Raw genomic sequence first — 18,761 nt, 5'->3', positions numbered from 1 at the left:
GGAATCAGCTTGGATTTGATAATTGGCTTATGAATTGAATGACTTTCAAATCTGGATAGAAAATGGCGACTGACAGGCTTGGGGATATGCGATTGTTCGTCGAGGCCGCCGCCCAGGGCAGCCTCTCGGCAGGCGGACGGTTGTCCGGTCTGTCGCCGGCCGCCGCCAGTGCGCGTCTGATCAAGCTGGAAGCGGCATTGCAGGCCCGGCTTTTCGATCGTACGACCCGCCGCTTGCGACTGACCGAGGAGGGGCGGATCTACCTGCAACATTGCCAGGTGGCCTTGCGTGCCATCGAGGAGGGCGAGCAAGCCTTGCAGGCTGTACGCGGTGGCGTGCGAGGCAAAGTACGGCTTTCGGTGCCGGCTGATCTGGGCCGTACCCTGATCAACCAGTGGCTTGATGCATTCTGCGATCTCCATCCGCAACTGCAGATTTCACTGACCCTGTCCGACTCGGTGTCGGATCTGCTGCAGGACGACATCGATATCGCGATTCGCTTCGGACTGCCCCGGGACGGTGCGCTGGTCGCGCGACGCCTGGCGCCCAACTGGCGGGTGCTCTGTGCCTCACCCGACTACCTGGAGCGTCATGGCGAGCCGCGAACGGTGGCGGATCTGGCGGATCATCAATACATCGTGCTGGTGACCGCGGCGGGCCCGCTGAATGTGTTCCATTTTCTCGACCACGAGCAGCACTGGAACTACACCGTGCCCCTGGACCAGGCCTGGGAAACCAATGATGGCGCCCAGGCCCGGACCTGGGCGTTGGCCGGGCGGGGGATTGCGCGCAAGACCATCTGGGATGTCGCCGCCGATATTCGCGCCGGCAGACTGAAGGTCGTGCTGCCCGGTTTGAGTGTCAATGAGGCGGGGGTTCATGCGGTCTTCCACGGCAGCCGCTACATGATGCCGCGCGTACGGGTATTGCTGGACTACCTGATCGAGCGTTTTGCCGACGCGAGCGATGAGTTGCTGGGCGACATGATCGCTCCGCGCTCGACGGACGTGCCGGGGAATCAGTGGGCCGAGCGACGGGAATAAACGCCAGTCCCCGAGTGTTGTTGATTATTGAGCGGGGTATGCGCATTCTGGGTGTTCGCGGCAACGGATAAGGAGTACGGGTGATGTTGGGTGTCAGTAACTACGGGGCCTTTGTGCTCGCGTTCGTGATTCTGCTGTTGATTCCGGGGCCGGGCAATTTCGCCCTGATCACCTCGACCGGCAAGGGTGGCGTGCGTGCCGGCCTTGCGGCGACAGTTGGGGTGATCCTCGGCGACCAGGTGCTGATGTGGCTCGCGGTGGCAGGCGTGGCGTCCTTGCTCAAGGCTTATCCGGCAGCGTTTCATATCGTGCAGTGGATGGGGGGCGCGTACCTGTTCTACCTGGGCTGCCGGTTGCTGTTCGCCAGGTCTGGCGGGGCGATGCCTTTTGAAATGAAGCCTCACCAGTATCTGCGCCAAACCATGGTGATCACTTTGTTCAACCCCAAGGCGATCCTCTTTTACATGGCCTTTTTCCCGCTATTCATCGATCCGACCCAGCATCCGGGCATGCTGACCTTTGCTTTCATGGCGGTGACCGTCTCGTCCCTGACCTTCCTGTATGGCCTGATCGTGGTGCTGTTGACGCACTTCTTCGCCGAGCGGGTAAGGGCGAGCCGCAGGTTGACCACCGTGCTGGAAAAAGTGGCCGGAATGTTCCTGATCGGCTTTGGCATCCGGGTGGCGGTTCAGTAGTTCCTGCTCGACGAACGTCCCCCCGTTGCATAGGCTGACGGCTTTTTTGCAGCAGAGGGACGCGTCTTGAATCGCGACACACTTGAGCAGAACCAGATACCGGTCTATTTCGTCGCGGTGTTGATCGCGGCGTTCCTCGGGCTGACGGCGCCCCTTGTCGCCCTCGGGTTGAATGCCCTGGTGACCCCGACCATCGCGGTGCTGATGTACGCGATGTTCCTGCAGATCCCGTTTCTTGACCTGCGTCGTGGCCTGGGCGACAAGCGCTTCATGACGGCCTTGCTGCTCGCCAACTTCGTATTGATTCCTCTCCTGGTCTGGGGCCTGAGTCGAGGCCTGGCGGGGCATCCGGCGATTCTCGCGGGGGCGCTGCTGGTGCTGCTGACACCCTGTATCGACTACGTGGTGGTGTTCACCCATATCGGCAAGGGCGACTCGCGAAGAGTCCTGGCCGCCACCCCCGTCCTGTTGTTGCTTCAGTTGATCCTGTTGCCGGTGTACCTGGCTTTCATGCTGGGCAGCGAGTCCGGGGTGGTGATCTCCATCGGGCCGTTTGTCGAAGCCTTTCTCGTGCTGATCGTCGCGCCATTGCTACTGGCCGTGGGAACTTGCTCGCTGGCCCGGCGTTCGCGGATCGTCAATGCCTGGAGCGATGCCTGGGCCTGGTTGCCGGTGCCGGCCATGGCCGCCGTTCTGATGGCCGTGGTCGGTTCGCAGTTTGCCGCGGTGGTGCGCGATATCGACCGGCTTGCCCCGGTAATCCCGGTGTACATCGGCTTCATGCTGCTGGCGCCGGTCATGGGCGCACTGGCTTCGCGACTCTGCAGGTTGCCGGCAGGCAGTGCGCGGGCTGTCACCTTCAGTGCGTCGACGCGCAACTCCCTGGTGGTGTTGCCATTGGCCCTGGCACTGCCCGAGGATATCCGTGGCCTGGCCGCCGCCGCCGTGATCACCCAGACGCTGGTCGAACTGGTAGGCGAGCTGATCTATGTTCGGGTCATTCCGGTGCTGGTCTGGCGCGATCGCTTCGACGGCCCGGCGACCTGAGCCGGTCTACAGTTCCTCGATGGCCGCGCGGATCTGATTGGCGACCGGCTGTTCCAGTGTGCTGTAGAGCTGCGCCAGGACCCGGCCGCTTTTCGAACGATAGACATGGGGCCCGGCCAAGGCCTTCAAGGTTTGAAAGTGCTCCTGCAAATAATCACAGTACTCACGGGTTTCGCAGACGAAGAACTGCCCGCCCTTGGGGGCGATGCTCGGGAAGGCTACTTCCACCCGCTCCCTGTAGGTGTTCGGCAACAGGCTCAGGGGCTTGCGCTTGGGGTAGCTCACAGCGTTGAAAGGGACGCCGTTGGCTTTCAGGGCATCGAGTACCGTCTTGGCGGAGGGGGTGGCATCGCTGCCACAGGCGACCAGGGGCAGGCCGGCGATTATCAATAGAAGGGCTTTCATCCTGACATTCCTTGTTTCATCACGCTTTTCATCAGTGGCTACTGACTGAAACTGGCAGGTGGGTAGGGTGTTTTGTATCAATGATTGTGCAGGACTGTTGTTTCGAACGTTGTAAGTCGGATCGCGATATTCGACGGTTATTATCCTGAGTGTCGTCAGTAGTGTCGTATATCGGGCCTGATTGCCTAAACGGTGCCTGGGCAGTCAGGCACTGCCTCGCCCGATGAAATGTGCAAGCGTTCTGCGTATTCAGTGACGGGAACTTCTTTCGACCATCGCGACAATGGTTTCAAAGAGTTCGTCCTGCGCCTGTTCAGGGGAAATCTCACCCAATGCGGCGGCGTGGGACAGGGCTTCCGCGGCACCAAGCATCGCTCGCAGGCCGGCCCTGCCGATCTCGCCCGTGCGGCTATAAGGGGCGAGGGCGCTCCGGCACTTTTCCAGGAAAATCACTTCATAGTCCCGCTTGATCTGCTCCAGTTCCGGCGAGCTGGCCAGGGCGGCGATCACGCCGGGAATCTCCCGGCCCTGCTGCAAGACGCATTGCACATAGGCACCGGCAATCACCTGCGCAGATCCGGCCAGGCTCTGCTCGGCGGCCTGGAGTGCAGCATCCATCAGGGCGGTCTGGCGCAGGTCATAGTCCTGGTAAAGCGCCCCCAGAAGACCGGAACGGGTGGTGAAGTGATCGTAGACCACCGGCTTGGTGACTCCGGCCCGCTCGGCGAGGTGGCCCAGGGTCAGGGCATCGGTGCCTTCCTCGCGTACCACTTGCCAGGCCACATCGAGCAGCTGGCGGTGGCGATCTTCCCGGGTCAGGCGTCGCCGGGGCTGGGATTCGGAAAGCGGTTTCCTGCTGCTTGACATGCTTATATACCAAAAGTAACTTACTAATAGTAACTTGTGTCGAGCATATCAAGGTTCGCCTTTGAGCCGCAATCAACCTGCCGGAGTGTCGCCATGCATGCCCTTATCGTTGTTGCCCACCCTGAACCGCATTCCCTGAGCCACAGCCTGGCTGCACGCCTGGGGGAAGGACTGACGTCGGCAGATGCCGGTCATTCGTTTGAAATCGCCGATCTCGCGGCGGAGGGTTTTGACCCGAGGTATACCGCGGGGGACCTGGCGGTGCATCGCCAGCACGCGGCATTCCCCGCCGATGTGGCCGCCGAACACGTACGGCTTGAGCGCGCCGATGCCCTGGTGCTGGTATTCCCGGTGTACTGGTGGTCGATGCCGGGGTTGCTCAAGGGCTGGATCGACCGGGTGTTCGCCAATGGCTGGGCTTTCGATTTCAGCCTGGACGGACCGTTCGTGAAGAAGCTAGGGCGCCTGCAGGTGCATCTGGTCGGGGTCGGGGGGGCCGACCCGCAGACCTTCGAGCGCCATGGTTATGCCCATGCCATGAAGACCCAGATCGATCACGGGATCTTCGATTACTGCGGGGCGACGGTGGTGACTTCCTCGTTGCTGCTCAACTCGGAGAGCGACGATCCGCAGGCGCACCTGGACACCGCGCGGGCAATCGGCCGCGGCCTGTTTGCCGGCGCCAGCCGTCCCGATCTGACCGAAATGGCTATCTGCGGATAAAGGTATCCGGGGTTTCACCCATGCTGGACTCCGGCCCGTTTCAGCAACTGCCTGCAGCGTTCGGACAGGTGCTCGACGCGCAGATGCTTGCCGGCCTTGGCATAACGTTCGCGCAGGCTCTTCAGTGCGGCAATCGCCGAGTAGTCGACGAAGCTCAGGTGGCGGCAATCGAGCACCACTTTCTGCGGGTCGTTGGCGGGGTCGAACAGATTCTGGAACGGCGTCGTCGAGGCAAAGAACAGCGTGCCGTGCAGGCGATACAGCTTGCTGCCGTCGGCCTCTTCATGGGTGTCGGCATACAATTCGCGGGCGTGCTGCCAGGCGAAGTTGAGCGCGGCAATGAGGATCCCGCAGAGCACCGCCGTCGCCAGGTCGGTAAACACGGTGATCACGGTCACGGCAATGATCACCAGCACATCGTTCAGCGGCACCCTGTTCAGCACCCGCAGTGAAGCCCAGGCGAAGGTCTGCTGGGATACCACGAACATCACCCCGACCAGCGCGGCCAGCGGGATGCGCTCGATCAGCGGCGAAAGAAACAGCACGAACAGCAGGATCATCACCCCGGCCACCACGCCGGACAAACGACCGCGGCCGCCGGAACTGAGGTTGATCACGGTCTGGCCGATCATGGCACAGCCCCCCATGCCACCGAACACGCCGGAAACCATGTTGGCGGCTCCCAGCGCCACGCATTCGCGGTCCGGGTAGCTGCGGGTCTCGGTGATCTCGTCGGTGAGGTTGAGGGTCAGCAGGGTTTCCAGCAGGCCCACCAGCGCCATCAGCAGCGCATAGGGGGCGACGATATGCAGGGTTTCCAGGCTCCACGGAATCTGCGGCAGCGTAGGGGCGGGCAGGCCACCGGCGATATGCGCCATGTCTCCGAGGGTACGGGTCGGCAGGCCACAGAGGTAGACCAGCAGGCCGACCCCGAGGATCGCCACCAATGCCGGCGGCACCGCGCGGCTCAGGCGTGGCAGCAGGTAGACGATTGCCATGGTCAGCGCCACCAGCCCGAGCATCAGCGCCAGCGGCTCGCCGCGCAACCAGCCATCGCCGACCTTGAACTGTTCCAGTTGGGCCAGGGCAATGATGATCGCCAGGCCGTTGACGAAGCCGAGCATCACCGAATGCGGCACCATGCGCACCAGCTTGCCCAGGCGCAACAGGCCGAATACCACCATGATCAATCCGCCCAGCAGCACCGTCGCCAAGAGGTACTGCACGCCATGCTGCACCACCAGCGCGACGATCACCACGGCCATGGACCCGGCTGCTCCGGAGATCATCCCCGGGCGTCCGCCGAACAGCGCGGTCAGGGTACAGATGATAAAGGCCCCGTACAGGCCCATCAGCGGGTTGAGGTGAGCGACCAGGGCAAAGGCGATGCACTCGGGCACCAGGGCGAAGGAAGTGGTGAGTCCGGCCAGGACATCGGCGCGTAGACGGGCGGGTTTCATGGTTTACCTGAATTGGGAGCCGGCGGGGGCAAGCGAGGGCAGGGCGAAAAGGAGGGAATGGTACGGAAATACCGACGATGCGACCAGCCCGTTGGCGCGTCCCGGCAATGACAAAGCCCCTCGCGGGGCCTTGTCATTCATCGCCTTCGCATCACCCCAAGCGCTTGGTGCTCGGTCCCGCGGTTCCTTCATTGAGGCGCTTTCTCAGGGATACCACCCACCACAAGGCTCCGACACCCAGGGTGATCCCGGTGGTCAGTGCGCCGGTATGGCTTTCTTCCGGTACGCTCAGGGTGAGGATCACCGCCAGTGCCCAGAGCGCGCCCAGCAGGATCATCGGCAGCAACCAGCGACCCAGGCTGAAGACGCCCTCGGGCGCTTCCGGCATGCGCCCGTTCCTGTAGGCCAGGTAGGCGGCGATCAGGGTCAGCAGGTAGGTGCAGTAGTAGGTCAGCCCGACCATCGAATAGATCGCCGTGACAAACCCGCCGCTGGCCAGGTTGAGCAGTACCGCGATGCCGGTGATCAGTATGATCGCCGCCACCGGCGTGCCGAAATGCGGGTTGATCCGTGCCAGTACCCTGGAGCCGGGCAGCATATTGTCCCGCGACAGGGCGAAGGTCATGCGTGTCGCCACCGCCATGTTGGCGATCAGGCAGGCGAGGATCGAGGCAAAGGCGATCACGATCATCACCGTGCCGGCGGCATTGCCCAGTTGCAGGCGGACGATATTGATCACCGGATTTTCCGACTGCTTGAGCAGGTCGCCGACCGAGCCGGGAATCGCGATGCTCAGCAGGGCGAACACCACGAAACCGAGCACGCTCGATACCACCACCGCGCGGATCATCGCCCTCGGCGCTGCCCGGCGCGGGTCCCTGGTTTCCTCGGACAGGTCCGCCGCGCCTTCCCAGCCGAGCAGTACCGAGACTGGCAACAGGGTGGCCAGGGCCAGGGTGGTAAAGCTGATCTCACCGCCGCTGACCGGTGCCGCCGACGTGAGGATCGCCACGCCCTGGGTGTGCTCGAAGAAGAAAAACACTCCGAAGAACAAGGCCGCTGCCAGCAGCACGGTGCCGATGATCTCGATGATCGCACCGATGTCATTGATCCGCGTCGCCAGGCGGATGCCGCAGATATTCAGCACCCCGACCACCAGTGTCGCGCCGATGCTCAGGCCCTGGATCTGTCCCTGGGTCGGGTTGGCCCAGATCTCCGGTGCGAAGACCGTGCCGATGGCGGCCGACGTCGCGGCGGTCCCGGCGACAAAGGAGATGAAGGCCACCCAGCCGGTAAACCAGCCGAAGTGATTGCCCGCCAGGCGGCTGGACCACTGGTAGGCATAGCCGGTCAGGGGAATGCGCCCGGCCAGGTGGCAGTAGACCATGACGATGCAGCACACCAGTGGAATCACCAGCAGCCAGAGGAGGATGCCGATACCGCCGACCCGGTTGAACGGATCGGCGAACAAGGTCACCACACCGGTGTTGATCGAGACCATCGAAAAGGCCAGGGCGAAAGACGTGAAGGCACTCATGGTGCGGTGCATCTTCTGCTCGTAGCCGAGGCTGGCGAGGTCCGCGTCGTCCTGGGTCATGCCGCTGGCAGGCGGTTCGGTGCCAGCCAGCGGGCGATTGCTTTCAAGGACTGTGCTCATGACCGTTGTTCCTCGATGATACCCAGCACTTCATCCAGTACGTCGAGGGCCCTGGCCAGCAACGGACGCTCGATATCCAGGGGCGGCTTGACCTTGATCAGGTTGCCCAGCCCGGCATAGCGGCTCTCGCCGAACAGCACGCCGCGCTCGACACCCAGGCGATACACCTCGTGGGACTCGCGGCAGGCCGGCTCCTTGGTCGCCCGGTCCTTGACCAGTTCGATCGAGGCCATCAGCCCCGGGCAGCGTACATCACCGATCAGCGGGTGGCGGGTCTGCATCTCCAGCAGGCGCTCGGTGACATATTCCCCGGCCAGCCGGGCCTTCTCGCACAGATCGTCGGCGACAATCGCCTCGACCGCCGCGTAACCCGCCGCCAGCGACACCGGGAAGTGGCCGAACGTCAGCGCCTCTTCACCCTCGTCGAACCAGCGCAGGCGGTCGTCGGCAAGAATGCCGGCGAGGGGGAAACCACCGCCCACGCCCTTGCCGAAGACGATGATATCCGGCACCACATCGTAGTAGTCCGCGGCCCACATGGTGCCCATGCGGCCGAATCCGGTCTGCACTTCGTCGAAGATCAACAGCACGCCGAGGCGGTCGCAGAGCTCGCGCACGCCCTTGTAGTAGGAGCGTGGAAACTCGATATGCCCGCCGTTGCCCTGGATCGGCTCCATCATCACCGCGGCCACGGCGCCGTCGACGCCTTTGACAATAGTCTCTTCCAGCAGGCCGAGACAGAGTTGTGCCTCGAGTTCCGGATCCATGCCCAGGCGTGTACGGTAGGGGTTGGGATGCGGCACGCGGGTAAAGCGCGGCTGGATCGGCAGGAACGGGTTGTTCGGGTGCGGCCAACTGGCGCCCAAGGTCGCCAGGGAGCGGCCGTGGTAGCCGTCCTGCAGGACGATGAGGTTCTGCGCTCCGGGACGATTCTTGAAGGCCAGCTTCATCGCCATCTCGCCGGCCAGGCTGCCATGCAGGGCAAAGCCCATCTGGTTCAGCGAGGCGGGGGAGACCTCACGCAGCTTGGACACCAGCCGGGTATGGGCGGCCGAGCCGAAGTTGGGCCGGATATGGGTCATGTCCCGCAGTTGGGCAATCGCCGCCTCCACCACGCGCGGGTCGTTGGCGCCGAGGTTGTTGGACCAGGCCTGGGCCGTGCAGTCGATGTATTCCTTGCCCTGGTCATCCCAGACCAGCGAGCCACGGGCCTTGACCAGGTTGATCTTGTCGGCCGGATGGGCAACGGCGGTCGGGGCAAGGTTTGTCGGGGATTGGATCACGTCGTTCATCTGCTTATCTCTTTTGTTCGGGGCAGTGTTCGTGGTTTTGCAGTGTCTTGTTCTGGACGCTCGCCTGCATCGAGCTGGATCGATACTAGCGCCGGGGGGCGGGGCTTTAGAAAGACCGATTAGCGGCCGATTAATTGGCACAGCTTATAAGTCGTGCCATGATCGGGTGAGCTGCCGAGGGTTGTCGGGGGAGGGGAAAAATGCTGATCAACGGGGTCGATATCCGCCAGTTGCGGGCGTTTGCCATGGTGGGTGAAGAGCTGAGCTTCGTGAAAGCGGCGGCGCGCCTGCATGTGTCCCAGCCGGCACTGTCGCAGACCATCCGCCAGTTCGAGGGGCAGTTGGATGTACCGCTGTTCGAGCGCAATACCCGCAAGGTGGCCCTGACCGAAGCCGGTGAAGCGCTGCTGCCGCAGGCGCTGGAGATCCTGGAGAAACTGGCGCGGATGGCGCAGACCGCCAGCGATCATGCCGTGGGCCTGCGCGGTTCGCTCAAGGTCGGTTTTCTGATCGGTGCGGGTGTCGACCTGATGCCGCGTATTCTCAGCTCATTCGCCCGGCGCTTTCCCCAGGTCAAGGTGCTGGTCAAGGAGTTCGATTTCTCCGAGCCCCATGCCGGCATTGCCGAGGGCATGGATGTGTCGATCCTGCGACCGCCCCTGGAGTTGCCGGATGTCGAGTTGATCACCCTGGTGGAAGAGGATTGCGTGGCCTGCCTGCCGAGTACCCACCGCCTGGCCGCGGAGGCGTCGGTGAGCATCTTCGATATTCTCGACGACCCCATCGTGGCGGCGCCGGGAAGCAATATCTGGCGCAGCTACTGGACGGCGGACCAGTATCGCCAGGGTCGCAGTGCCCCGGTCATCCACGAGGCCTCGACGGTCGAGAGCGAGTTGCAGGCGGTGGCTTCGGAGCGCGGGATCAGCATCACGGCGGCGTCCACGGCGCGGTTCTATTCGCGTCCGGGTCTGTCGTTTCCGGTGATCCGCGATATGCCGCCCTGTACGGTGTGCGTGGCCTTGCCGGCCCAGGCCAGCGTGGCGGCACGCAATTTTGCCGAGCTGGCACTGGAGGTCGCCGGGCGGCAGGAGTGATTCCGCCGGCCCGTCGCGGTGCTACGCCGGCTGGAATGTCTGGCGATAGGCATAGAGGCCCGGCGAACCGCCGGTCATCACGAACAGCAGGTTGTCGCCCGGCTGGTGGCGGCCTGCGCGCAGATCGGCGAGCAAGCCGGCCAGGGCCTTGCCGGAATACACCGGGTCCACCAGCAACCCTTCGCTGCGTGCCAGCAGGCGCACGGCCTCCAGCATGGCCTCGGTCGGTGCGCCATAGGCACTGCCCAGCTGGCTGCCATCGATCCGTATCGACGCCCGTTCCAGTGGCGACTGATGTCCCAGCAGGTCCAGGGTGTCGCGGGTCAGTTGCCAGGTGCGTTCGATCGACACGGCCTCATCGGCGAGCACCGACCAGGACTTCACCACGGCCGCGCCGCGGCCCATGGCTGCGAAGCCGGCCGCCAGTCCGGCGTGGGTCCCGGCACTGCCGTTGGGCACGAACACCTCCTGGAAGCGCAACCCCAGCCCGGCTTCCTGCTGGACGATTTCTTCGGCGCAACGGGCATAGCCCAGGCTGCCCAGGGCCGTGGAGCCGCCGATCGGGATCACCAGGACCTTGCGCCCGGCTTCGCGCAGTTGCATGGCGCGCTCATTGGCAACCGCCAGTGAATCGGAGCCGGCGGGTAACAGGTGCAAGCGGGCACCGAACAACTCGTCGAGCAGCCGATTACCGTTATGTTCGTAATCGATGCCGGAAACTACGGCCGATTGCGTCAACACCAATTCGCAGGCGAGTCCCAGTCGGGCGGCGGCGGCGGCCGTCAGCCGGGCATGATTGGACTGCAGGCCGCCGACGGTGATCACGGTGTCGATCTGCTGGCGCAGGGCCTCGCCGAAATGGAATTCGAGTTTGCGCAGCTTGTTGCCGCCACCGCCGAGGGCCATGAAATCATCACGCTTGAGATACAGCCCGATGCCGCTGGCATCTGCCCCCAGGACTTGTTCAAGGCGATGGGCCCGCTGGATCGGGGTCGGACCGTCCAGCAGAGGGGCACGAGGAAAAGAGGCGAGGGTGTTGGCAAGCTCGTGGGTCATGGTCGGGCTCTCGGGGATTTGCCGTTCAGGGTAGGGCTCCATCAGGCCTTGATAAAGGCATCACGCGTTTGTTGATTGCTAACCTTGGGTTAGTAATTATCTGAACGTTCGGTGACGAACCGTTGATTGACTTGCGGTCATCGCCATGCATGATGGCGACCGTGTCCTGGCCGGCCGAGGGGGAAGTATGAGCAAGCTCAGGCAAATGGAAGTGTTCGTGGCTGTGGTCGAAGCGGGCAGCTTTGCCGATGCGGCGCCGCTGCTGGGGATGTCGGCAGTCATGGTGGGCCGGCATATCCAGCATCTGGAGCAGGCCCTCAAGGTCCGCCTGATCCAGCGCACCACCCGCCGCCAGACGGTGACCGCCGAAGGCCGGCTGTTCTACGAGGAAGCGCGGCTGGCCCTCGAACAGGTCGATGCCGCCTTTGCCCGTCTGGAGTCTTCCGGCGACCGGCCCGGCGGCCTGCTGCGGATCACCGCGCCGATGACGCTCGGAGTGGCCCTGGTGGCACCGCTGGTGGCGCAATTCATGAAGGCTTTCGAGGATATCCAGGTCGAGCTGATCCTCGGCAATGAGATCATCGACCTGCAGGAGCGAGCCTTCGACCTGGCGTTCCGGGTTTCGGAGTCGGTGGACGTCAGCCTCATGTCCGTTGCCCTGGCCCCCTACCAGATGCGGATCTGCGCATCGCCCGACTACCTGGCGCGACAGGGCACACCGCTCGAACCGGCCGATCTGTCACGCCATCGAATCCTCACCCATACCTCCTGGCACAACCGTTTTGCCTGGCCATTGACCGATGGCACGGAAGAGGTGCCGTGGCCGGAAAAGGCCGTGCTCAAGAGCAATGACGGCCAGGTGTTGCTGCAGGCGGCGCTGGCCGGCAACGGCATCCTGATGCAGCCGGATTTCCTGGTGGCCGAAGCGCTTGCCGAGGGGCGCCTGGTCCGCCTGCTGGATGCCTGTATCCCGGCGCCCAAGCCTGTGCACATGGTCTATCCGCGCTCGCGGACACCGGTGCCCAAGCTGGACGCATTCGTGGGGTTCGTGTCGCGGCATGTCTGCGCCGGACAGCCTGGTACGGCGAAAAACCGAGGAATTGGTACTAGGTGAATTGTTCTGTAGCGACTACCTTGTAAAGGCCCGCGCAGACAGGCGTCTGCGTTTCCAGCAAATAAAAACAAGAGAGTCGGCTTATGAAGTTTGAACCCCTTGCGCGCTCGCTCCTGGCGACAGCGCTGATTCTGGCTGTTTCTCCCGTCCACGCAGCTTCCCAGGCGCCGGTCGCCGGGGAAAACGGCATGGTGGTCACGGCGCAGCACCTGGCGACTCATGTCGGTGTCGATATCCTCAAGTCCGGTGGCAATGCGGTCGATGCCGCCGTTGCGGTCGGCTATGCGCTGGCGGTGGTCTACCCGGCGGCGGGCAACCTCGGTGGCGGCGGTTTCATGACCGTGCAACTGGCCGACGGCCGCAAGACCTTTCTCGATTTCCGGGAAAAAGCGCCCCTGGCCGCCACGGCCAACATGTACCTGGACAAGGACGGCAATGTCATTCCCGACCTGAGCTCAAAAGGGCATCTGGCCGTCGGCGTGCCGGGCACCGTCTCGGGCATGGAGCTGGCACTGGAAAAATACGGCACGAAAAAACGTGCCGAAGTCATCGCCCCGGCGATCAAGCTCGCCGACCAGGGCTTTGTCCTGGAGCAGGGCGATATCGACCTGTTGCACACGGCCACCGCCGAGTTCAAGAAGGACATCCACGATTCGGGCTCGATCTTCCTGAACAAGGGCGAGCCGATGCAGGTCGGCCAGAAGCTGGTGCAGAAAGACCTGGCCAGGACCCTGCGGGAGATCTCCGCCAAGGGCACCGACGGTTTCTACAAGGGCTGGGTCGCCAAGGCCATTGTCGATTCGAGCCAGGCCGGCAAGGGCATCATCACCCAGGCCGACCTCGACAAGTACAAGACCCGCGAGCTGGCACCCATCGAGTGCGATTACCGTGGCTACCATGTTGTCTCGGCGCCGCCACCCAGCTCGGGCGGCGTGGTGATCTGCGAGATCATGAATATCCTCGAAGGCTATCCGATGGACAAGCTGGGCTATCACTCCGCCCAGGGCCTGCACTACCAGATCGAGGCCATGCGTCACGCCTATGTCGATCGCAACAGCTACCTGGGCGACCCCGACTTCGTCAAGAACCCGGTGGCCCACCTGCTGGACAAGGGCTACGCCGAGAAGCTGCGGGCAGCCATCGATCCGCAGAAGGCCGGGATCTCCAAGGAGATCAATCCGGGCGTGGCGCCCCATGAAGGCAACAACACCACCCATTACTCGATCGTCGACAAATGGGGCAACGCGGTGTCGGTGACCTACACCCTCAACGACTGGTTCGGCGCGGGTGTCATGGCGAGCAAGACCGGGGTCATCCTCAATGACGAGATGGACGACTTCACCTCCAAGGTCGGCGTGCCGAACATGTACGGCCTGGTCCAGGGCGAGGCGAACGCCATTGCCCCGGGCAAGACGCCGCTGTCGTCGATGAGCCCGACCATCGTCACCAAGGACGGCAAGACCGTCATGGTGGTCGGTACGCCGGGTGGCAGCCGCATCATCACCGCGACCTTGCTGACCATCCTCAATGTCATCGACTACAAGATGAACATCCAGGAGGCGGTGGATGCGCCGCGTTTCCACCAGCAGTGGCTGCCGGAGGAAACCAATATCGAGGCCTTCGCACTGAGCCCGGACACGCAGAAGATTCTTGAAGGTTGGGGGCACAAGTTTGCCGGTCCGCAACCCTTGAATCACCTGGCGGCCATCCTGGTTGGCGCGCCTTCCCTCGACGGCAAGCCAGTAGGCAACAACCGCTTCTACGGGGCCAATGATCCGCGTCGCAACACCGGGCTGTCGCTGGGTTACTGATTGAGCCCAGGCGAGCGGCGGGGCCGGCACGTGCAATGCGTGCCTGCCCCGCGCCACCGTTCGTTCAGGGCTGAAGCCCGGGCATCTTCGGAATGTACGCCACGCTGCCATCCTCGCGGTGATGGGCAAGTCGCGCGCCATTGGTGGGCTGGCTGAGCACGACATCATGATCCACCGCGAGGCCGCTCAAGGGCACCGTATCGCCGCTCCCGAAGCTGCCGACGATCAGTGTGCGTGCCGGGTCCCAGGGGCGGCCGCTGGTCTTTTCCAGCCAGTCGATAAAGGCGTCGGTGTCGCCGTGACGCGGATAGTCCTGGGTCTCCTGCACGTAGTAGAAGGGGGCGCCCTGGTTGTCCAGGTACATCGGCAGCTTGTTGTCGACCTCGATCATGACCACCTGCCATTCATCCCAAGGCGCTCTCTGGCTCGCCTTGGCCCGTACGTCCTCGGCAAACCGTATCGTGCCGCCACCGCCATTGGCCCAGGGGTAGATCATCCCGATGACCAGCAGCAGAAGCAGCGCCGTCACTCCGAACCCCTTGGCCCAGCCCGGCCCGCTGACTTTGCCGGCGGCGCGTTTTGCGGCCATGCGCCGGGTTACCCACCAGGCCGCCAGCAACTGGGCGAACGGCACCAGGGGCAGCACGTAGTAGCTGCGCCGGCTGCCGCTGGCGGTGAAGAACACAAACAGCAGGCCCAGGCCCCAGACCAGCCAGCGGGTTTCGGGTTCGATCTGCTTCCATTGGCGCAACGCCAGCCATAACCCGAGGATCCAGCAGGGCGCCCAGGGCAGGGTGTAGGCCGGCAGATAGATCAGGTAGGTGTAGATCGGCTCCATATGATCGAAGGGGTCGAAAAAGCGTACGACGTTCTCCTTGAACACCAGCGCCAGGCCGCTTTCGCCATAGGTCGGCGAGCCGTAGAAGTGCGATAGCACGAATGGCACGGCATAGACCCCGGCGGCCACCAGCAGCGCGACGAATACCCGTGGATTGAGATGGCGTTTCCAGCGCCCCTCGACGAGCAGGTGCGGTAACAGCACCAGTCCGGGCAGGACAAAGCCGATCAGCCCCTTGAGCAGCGAGGTCAGGGCCAGTATCAGGAAAAACACCGTGTAGCGGCCCAGCCGCGTATCGTCCGGTCCGCGCCAGTACCACCAGACCGCGGCGAGCACACCGAACACCGTGAGGATATCGGCAGTCGCCACGCGGGCCCAGAACACGAAATAGAAGGTGGTCGCGAGCATCCAGCCGGCGATCAGTCCGGTGCCCTTGCGCCACAGGCGCTCGCCGATCAGGTAGATCAGCCAGACACTCAGCCACGCGGCAATCACCGAAGACAGGCGCAGCGACCAGGGCCCCAGGCCACCCGTCAAGCCGGCACTGGCGGTGATCAGCCAGTAGGAGGGCAGCGGCTTGTCGTAGTAGGGCTGGCCCTTGAGATAGGGGTCGAAATAGTTGCCTGACTGCAGCATCTGCAGGGCAATGTTCGCCCAGCGGGTTTCCGGTCCCCACAGCTCCCGCGAGCCGAGGCCCAGCAGCAGGAGCATGGCCGAGACCACCAACAGCAGTGCCAGCGCACCTTTGTCGGTTTTCCAGTAGCCGAGGCTCATGGTCGGGTCTGCGGGAAGATGATGATCTCGAGGTCACCGTCCTTGTAGCGTTTGCCATCCACGGGCAGCAGCGCGATCTCCTGCATTTCCACAACGCTGCGGACCCGCATGACCACCCCGACCGGGCCCTGCTTGCGTGCCTCGCTCATCCACTGGCCGACGCTGTCGAAGGTAACGAGGCGCCCTGCGGCGTCTGGATAATCCAGGCCGTATTTCAGTTCGCCGGCGGTATTGAACAGGTCCACCTGGGGACGTTGCAGGCGCCAGGAGAGGGCGGCTGCGGTGCCGAGTTCGTTGCTCAGCAGGCGGTTGGTCTGGCGCAGTTCGTCGATGTGTTCGGCAATGAACTGGTCGGGCATCTTGTTGTTGATCACGCTCGCCGGCATGCCGGCCGGCAACAGGGCCACCAACAGGGCGACACCCAGCGCCGGCATCGCCCACAGCGTGAGCGGTCGCAGCGCCTGCAAGGCATTGGCGATAATCCAGGCCATCAGCATGATGAACACCAGCGACAGGTTGAAGACCTCGGCGTGGCTGTTCTCGTAGAGGTAGCGGGTCGCCTGCAGCACGATCAGGCCGATCAGCGCCGCGAGCCCGAGGATCAGGTTGAGCATGCCATTGAGACGCAGCGCCCGGCCCTCGGCCCGGGCCACGCGGTCGATCAGGGCATTGCCCATCATCAGCGCCAGTGGCAGCAGACACGGCATGATGTAGGTCGGTAGCTTGCCCTTGCTGAGACTGAAGAATGCCAGCGGCAGCAGGAATGCCAGCCAGAGGAAGCCGGTGCCGGCCTGGCGTTTTTCCTGCCAGGCCTGCTTGAAGGTCGGGATCAGCATCACTGACCACGGCAGGCACGACACCACCAGCAGCGGCAGGTAGAACCACCAGGGCTGGGCGTGTTGTGCGTTGTTCCCGGCGAAGCGCTGGATATGCTCGTGCCAGAAGAAAAAGTGCCAGTAGTCAGGCTCCTGCGCGTTGACGGCCAGCACCCAGGGCAATGCGACGACAACCGCCACCACCACGGCAATCGGGCCGCACCGCAGCAATTCGCCCAGGCGGCGTTGCCAGATCATGTAGGGCAGGGCGATCAGCACCGGTAGCAACAGGGCGAGAAAGCCCTTGGTCAGGAAACCCATGCCACAGGCCAGACCCAGTACGGCCCAGGCCCAGAGTCGATGGCGACGTTCCTGGCTGTCGAACGCAAACCAGAAGGCAACCAGGCTCAGGTTCGACCACAGCGTGAACTGCGGATCGAGGTTGGCATAACCGGCCTGTCCGGCGATCAGGCCGAAACTCATGAACAGCAACGCCGAGGCGAAACTCTTGCGTGGGTCATTCCACAGGCGGCGGGCCATCAGGTACGTCAGCAGCACACTCAGCCCGGTACTGACCGCCGAGGCAACGCGGACCCCGAACAGGTTGTCACCGAAAATCGCCTGGCCGATGGCGATCATCCAGTAGCCGGCGATGGGCTTTTCGAAGTAGCGCAGACCCATGAAGTGCGGGGCGGTCCAGTTGCCGCTCAAGAGCATTTCCTGGCTGATCTGGGCATAGCGGGTTTCGTCGGGAATCCACAGGCCGTGAAACATCATCGGCAGTAGATAGAACATGCCGAAAGCCAGGATCAATACCGGTAACGACCAGCGCTTGAGTGTGGCGGGAGAGAGAGGAAAGAAGTGCGTGTTCATGAGTCGACCTTAGCGGTATATACCGCCACAAGGGTTTTAACCAAAGATGGAAATTCGGGAGCCCTGATGTTCAACGATCAAGTTGCCCGGTAATCAAATGGTTCAATGATCAAATCCGACAGAGCCTCGACGAACGCCTGCCCGCCGGCGCTCAAGTCCCTTGAAGGACTGGAGGCGGCGGCCGTGACGAGTACGGTGGATCAGGTTCCGACGGTGAGTGGCGCTTCGAACAAAGTTGTCAAAGCAGAATGCATTCAAATAACGACATCTTCCATTGTCCTGATGTTTAAAAGTGCAAAGTGCTTATTACATGCCACTCATATTTTTTTGCCGAGAACGGTTTGCCAATCTTCGGCATTCATGATTCCAAGCATGTTCAACTGGCCGTCGGCACCTACGGAAACAAGGACCGAACTGGTGTATTCACTTTTCACCGCGTGCCGGTAACCCAGTTCTTTTTCCAGGTCATCGATACAGCCGCTATGGGTCACCAGCACCAGGTTGCGATGGGCCGCCTTGTGTGCCAGAGCCTCCTCGCCCAGGGCCGGACCGCAGCTGAGCAGCCAGTCGGCGGTGATCGCGGTTTTACCGAACATCGCCTGTGCGGTCTGGGCGGTTCGGGTGGTCGGACTGCTCAGCACATCGGTATTGCCCATGCCGACGATCTGGAAGGCCTGGCCCACACCGGCCGCGGCGTGGCTGCCCAAGCGAGTGATGCCATCCTCGGGACCCAGGCACGGATTGCTCGAACGATCGCAGCGCTCGGCATGGCGCACCAGCACGATCACGTCGCCGGCTTTCCAGTGAGCGTAGACACCGGCACTGTTCATATGATTTTTGACCGCCAGGTCCAGGGGCGATTTGGGCCACAGGGCGAAGCCGGTCATGACCAAGGCCATGACCGCTACCCCGACCGCCAGGAACATGGACTTGAAGCGGGGCTTGAGGGGGCGCGGCAACACCGGTTGAAGAGCATCAGGGATAACCACACATTCACCCATTGACTGATCTGGCCATTCAGAAAGGGCGTCTGTGCAGACTCGCCCGGAAAGTGACAATCGCCGTCATGCAACTCCAGCGGATGTTGGTGACGACGATGGCAATTTACGGAGGCGCAGGTGGGAGCGAAGTGAAAGCGTTGTGAAAAATTTGGAAGTCCGCCAATCCCCAATGTTTCCGGGACGTTTTGCCTTATCC

The 18,761-nt window shown here is 63.0% G+C and carries 16 protein-coding genes; 7 read left to right on the top strand and 9 right to left on the bottom strand.

Translation table 11 applies throughout. From position 1 onward, the window contains the following. The first annotated feature begins 86 nt into the window (after positions 1-86). The 3 genes from KI243_RS19230 (at position 87) to KI243_RS19220 (ending at position 2,785) form a co-directional block, all read left to right on the top strand. Positions 87-1,043 (top strand): LysR family transcriptional regulator, encoded by a 957-nt coding sequence (locus tag KI243_RS19230; RefSeq protein ID WP_244861746.1) that lies wholly within the window; start codon positions 87-89, stop codon positions 1,041-1,043. Between the two features lie 83 nt (positions 1,044-1,126). Continuing rightward, positions 1,127-1,738: a LysE family transporter gene (locus tag KI243_RS19225; protein WP_103032539.1), complete on the top strand. Its 612-nt coding sequence runs from the start codon at positions 1,127-1,129 to the stop codon at positions 1,736-1,738. Positions 1,739-1,804: 66 nt separating this feature from the next. Continuing rightward, the gene (locus KI243_RS19220) at positions 1,805-2,785 is read left to right on the top strand and encodes an arsenic resistance protein (protein WP_212809759.1); all 981 of its coding nucleotides are present in this window, start codon (positions 1,805-1,807) and stop codon (positions 2,783-2,785) included. Between the two features lie 6 nt (positions 2,786-2,791). On the opposite strand, the gene KI243_RS19215 is transcribed toward KI243_RS19220, so the two are convergent. Both KI243_RS19215 and KI243_RS19210 read right to left on the bottom strand, forming a co-directional pair. After that, on the bottom strand, positions 2,792-3,190 hold the full coding sequence (locus KI243_RS19215) for a hypothetical protein (RefSeq protein ID WP_017125242.1): 399 nt from the start codon (positions 3,188-3,190) through the stop codon (positions 2,792-2,794). A gap of 249 nt (positions 3,191-3,439) precedes the next feature. Further along, positions 3,440-4,057, bottom strand: coding sequence for a TetR/AcrR family transcriptional regulator (locus KI243_RS19210; protein WP_212809758.1), 618 nt, complete (start codon positions 4,055-4,057; stop codon positions 3,440-3,442). A 93-nt stretch (positions 4,058-4,150) separates the two neighbouring features. Between KI243_RS19210 and KI243_RS19205 the strand changes: the two genes are divergently transcribed. After that, on the top strand, positions 4,151-4,780 hold the full coding sequence (locus KI243_RS19205; RefSeq protein WP_212809757.1) for an NAD(P)H-dependent oxidoreductase: 630 nt from the start codon (positions 4,151-4,153) through the stop codon (positions 4,778-4,780). Between the two features lie 14 nt (positions 4,781-4,794). On the opposite strand, the gene KI243_RS19200 is transcribed toward KI243_RS19205, so the two are convergent. The 3 genes from KI243_RS19200 to KI243_RS19190 all read right to left on the bottom strand — a co-directional run bounded on the left by KI243_RS19200 (position 4,795) and on the right by KI243_RS19190 (position 9,189). Beyond that, the gene (locus tag KI243_RS19200; RefSeq protein WP_017125245.1) at positions 4,795-6,240 is read right to left on the bottom strand and encodes a SulP family inorganic anion transporter; all 1,446 of its coding nucleotides are present in this window, start codon (positions 6,238-6,240) and stop codon (positions 4,795-4,797) included. A gap of 151 nt (positions 6,241-6,391) precedes the next feature. Next, positions 6,392-7,897, bottom strand: coding sequence for an amino acid permease (locus KI243_RS19195; RefSeq protein WP_017125246.1), 1,506 nt, complete (start codon positions 7,895-7,897; stop codon positions 6,392-6,394). Further along, a complete protein-coding gene (locus KI243_RS19190; protein WP_244861745.1) occupies positions 7,894-9,189 on the bottom strand; it encodes an aspartate aminotransferase family protein in 1,296 nt (431 codons plus the stop codon). The genes KI243_RS19195 and KI243_RS19190 overlap by 4 nt, the downstream gene beginning before the upstream one ends. A gap of 200 nt (positions 9,190-9,389) precedes the next feature. Here KI243_RS19190 and KI243_RS19185 point away from each other — a divergent pair, with 200 nt between their 5' ends. Beyond that, positions 9,390-10,283 (top strand): LysR family transcriptional regulator, encoded by an 894-nt coding sequence (locus tag KI243_RS19185; protein WP_177118717.1) that lies wholly within the window; start codon positions 9,390-9,392, stop codon positions 10,281-10,283. Positions 10,284-10,304: 21 nt separating this feature from the next. Here KI243_RS19185 and KI243_RS19180 read toward each other — a convergent pair whose 3' ends face one another. Next, a complete protein-coding gene (locus KI243_RS19180; RefSeq protein ID WP_212809756.1) occupies positions 10,305-11,339 on the bottom strand; it encodes a D-cysteine desulfhydrase family protein in 1,035 nt (344 codons plus the stop codon). 187 nt (positions 11,340-11,526) lie between these two features. Between KI243_RS19180 and KI243_RS19175 the strand changes: the two genes are divergently transcribed. Beyond that, positions 11,527-12,453, top strand: coding sequence for a LysR family transcriptional regulator (locus KI243_RS19175; protein WP_212809755.1), 927 nt, complete (start codon positions 11,527-11,529; stop codon positions 12,451-12,453). Between the two features lie 83 nt (positions 12,454-12,536). Further along, on the top strand, positions 12,537-14,264 hold the full coding sequence (gene ggt, locus KI243_RS19170; RefSeq protein ID WP_017125250.1) for a gamma-glutamyltransferase: 1,728 nt from the start codon (positions 12,537-12,539) through the stop codon (positions 14,262-14,264). Between the two features lie 64 nt (positions 14,265-14,328). Here the strand turns inward: ggt and KI243_RS19165 are convergent, their stop codons facing one another. The 3 genes from KI243_RS19165 to KI243_RS19155 all read right to left on the bottom strand — a co-directional run bounded on the left by KI243_RS19165 (position 14,329) and on the right by KI243_RS19155 (position 18,553). Further along, positions 14,329-15,876, bottom strand: a complete 1,548-nt coding sequence (locus KI243_RS19165; protein ID WP_212809754.1) for a glycosyltransferase family 39 protein — start codon at positions 15,874-15,876, stop codon at positions 14,329-14,331. Beyond that, complete coding sequence (arnT, locus tag KI243_RS19160) at positions 15,873-17,564, bottom strand: lipid IV(A) 4-amino-4-deoxy-L-arabinosyltransferase (protein ID WP_212809753.1); 1,692 nt, start codon at positions 17,562-17,564, stop codon at positions 15,873-15,875. The genes KI243_RS19165 and arnT overlap by 4 nt, the downstream gene beginning before the upstream one ends. Positions 17,565-17,881: 317 nt before the next feature. Continuing rightward, complete coding sequence (locus KI243_RS19155; protein WP_244861744.1) at positions 17,882-18,553, bottom strand: histidine phosphatase family protein; 672 nt, start codon at positions 18,551-18,553, stop codon at positions 17,882-17,884. Between the last annotated feature and the right edge of the window lie 208 nt (positions 18,554-18,761).

Source organism: Pseudomonas sp. Ost2 (genome assembly GCF_018326065.1).
Taxonomy (GTDB): Bacteria; Pseudomonadota; Gammaproteobacteria; order Pseudomonadales; family Pseudomonadaceae; genus Aquipseudomonas; species Aquipseudomonas gingeri.
The sequence above is the reverse complement of the archived record's forward strand: the minus strand, read 5'-3'. Positions and strand labels throughout refer to the sequence as shown.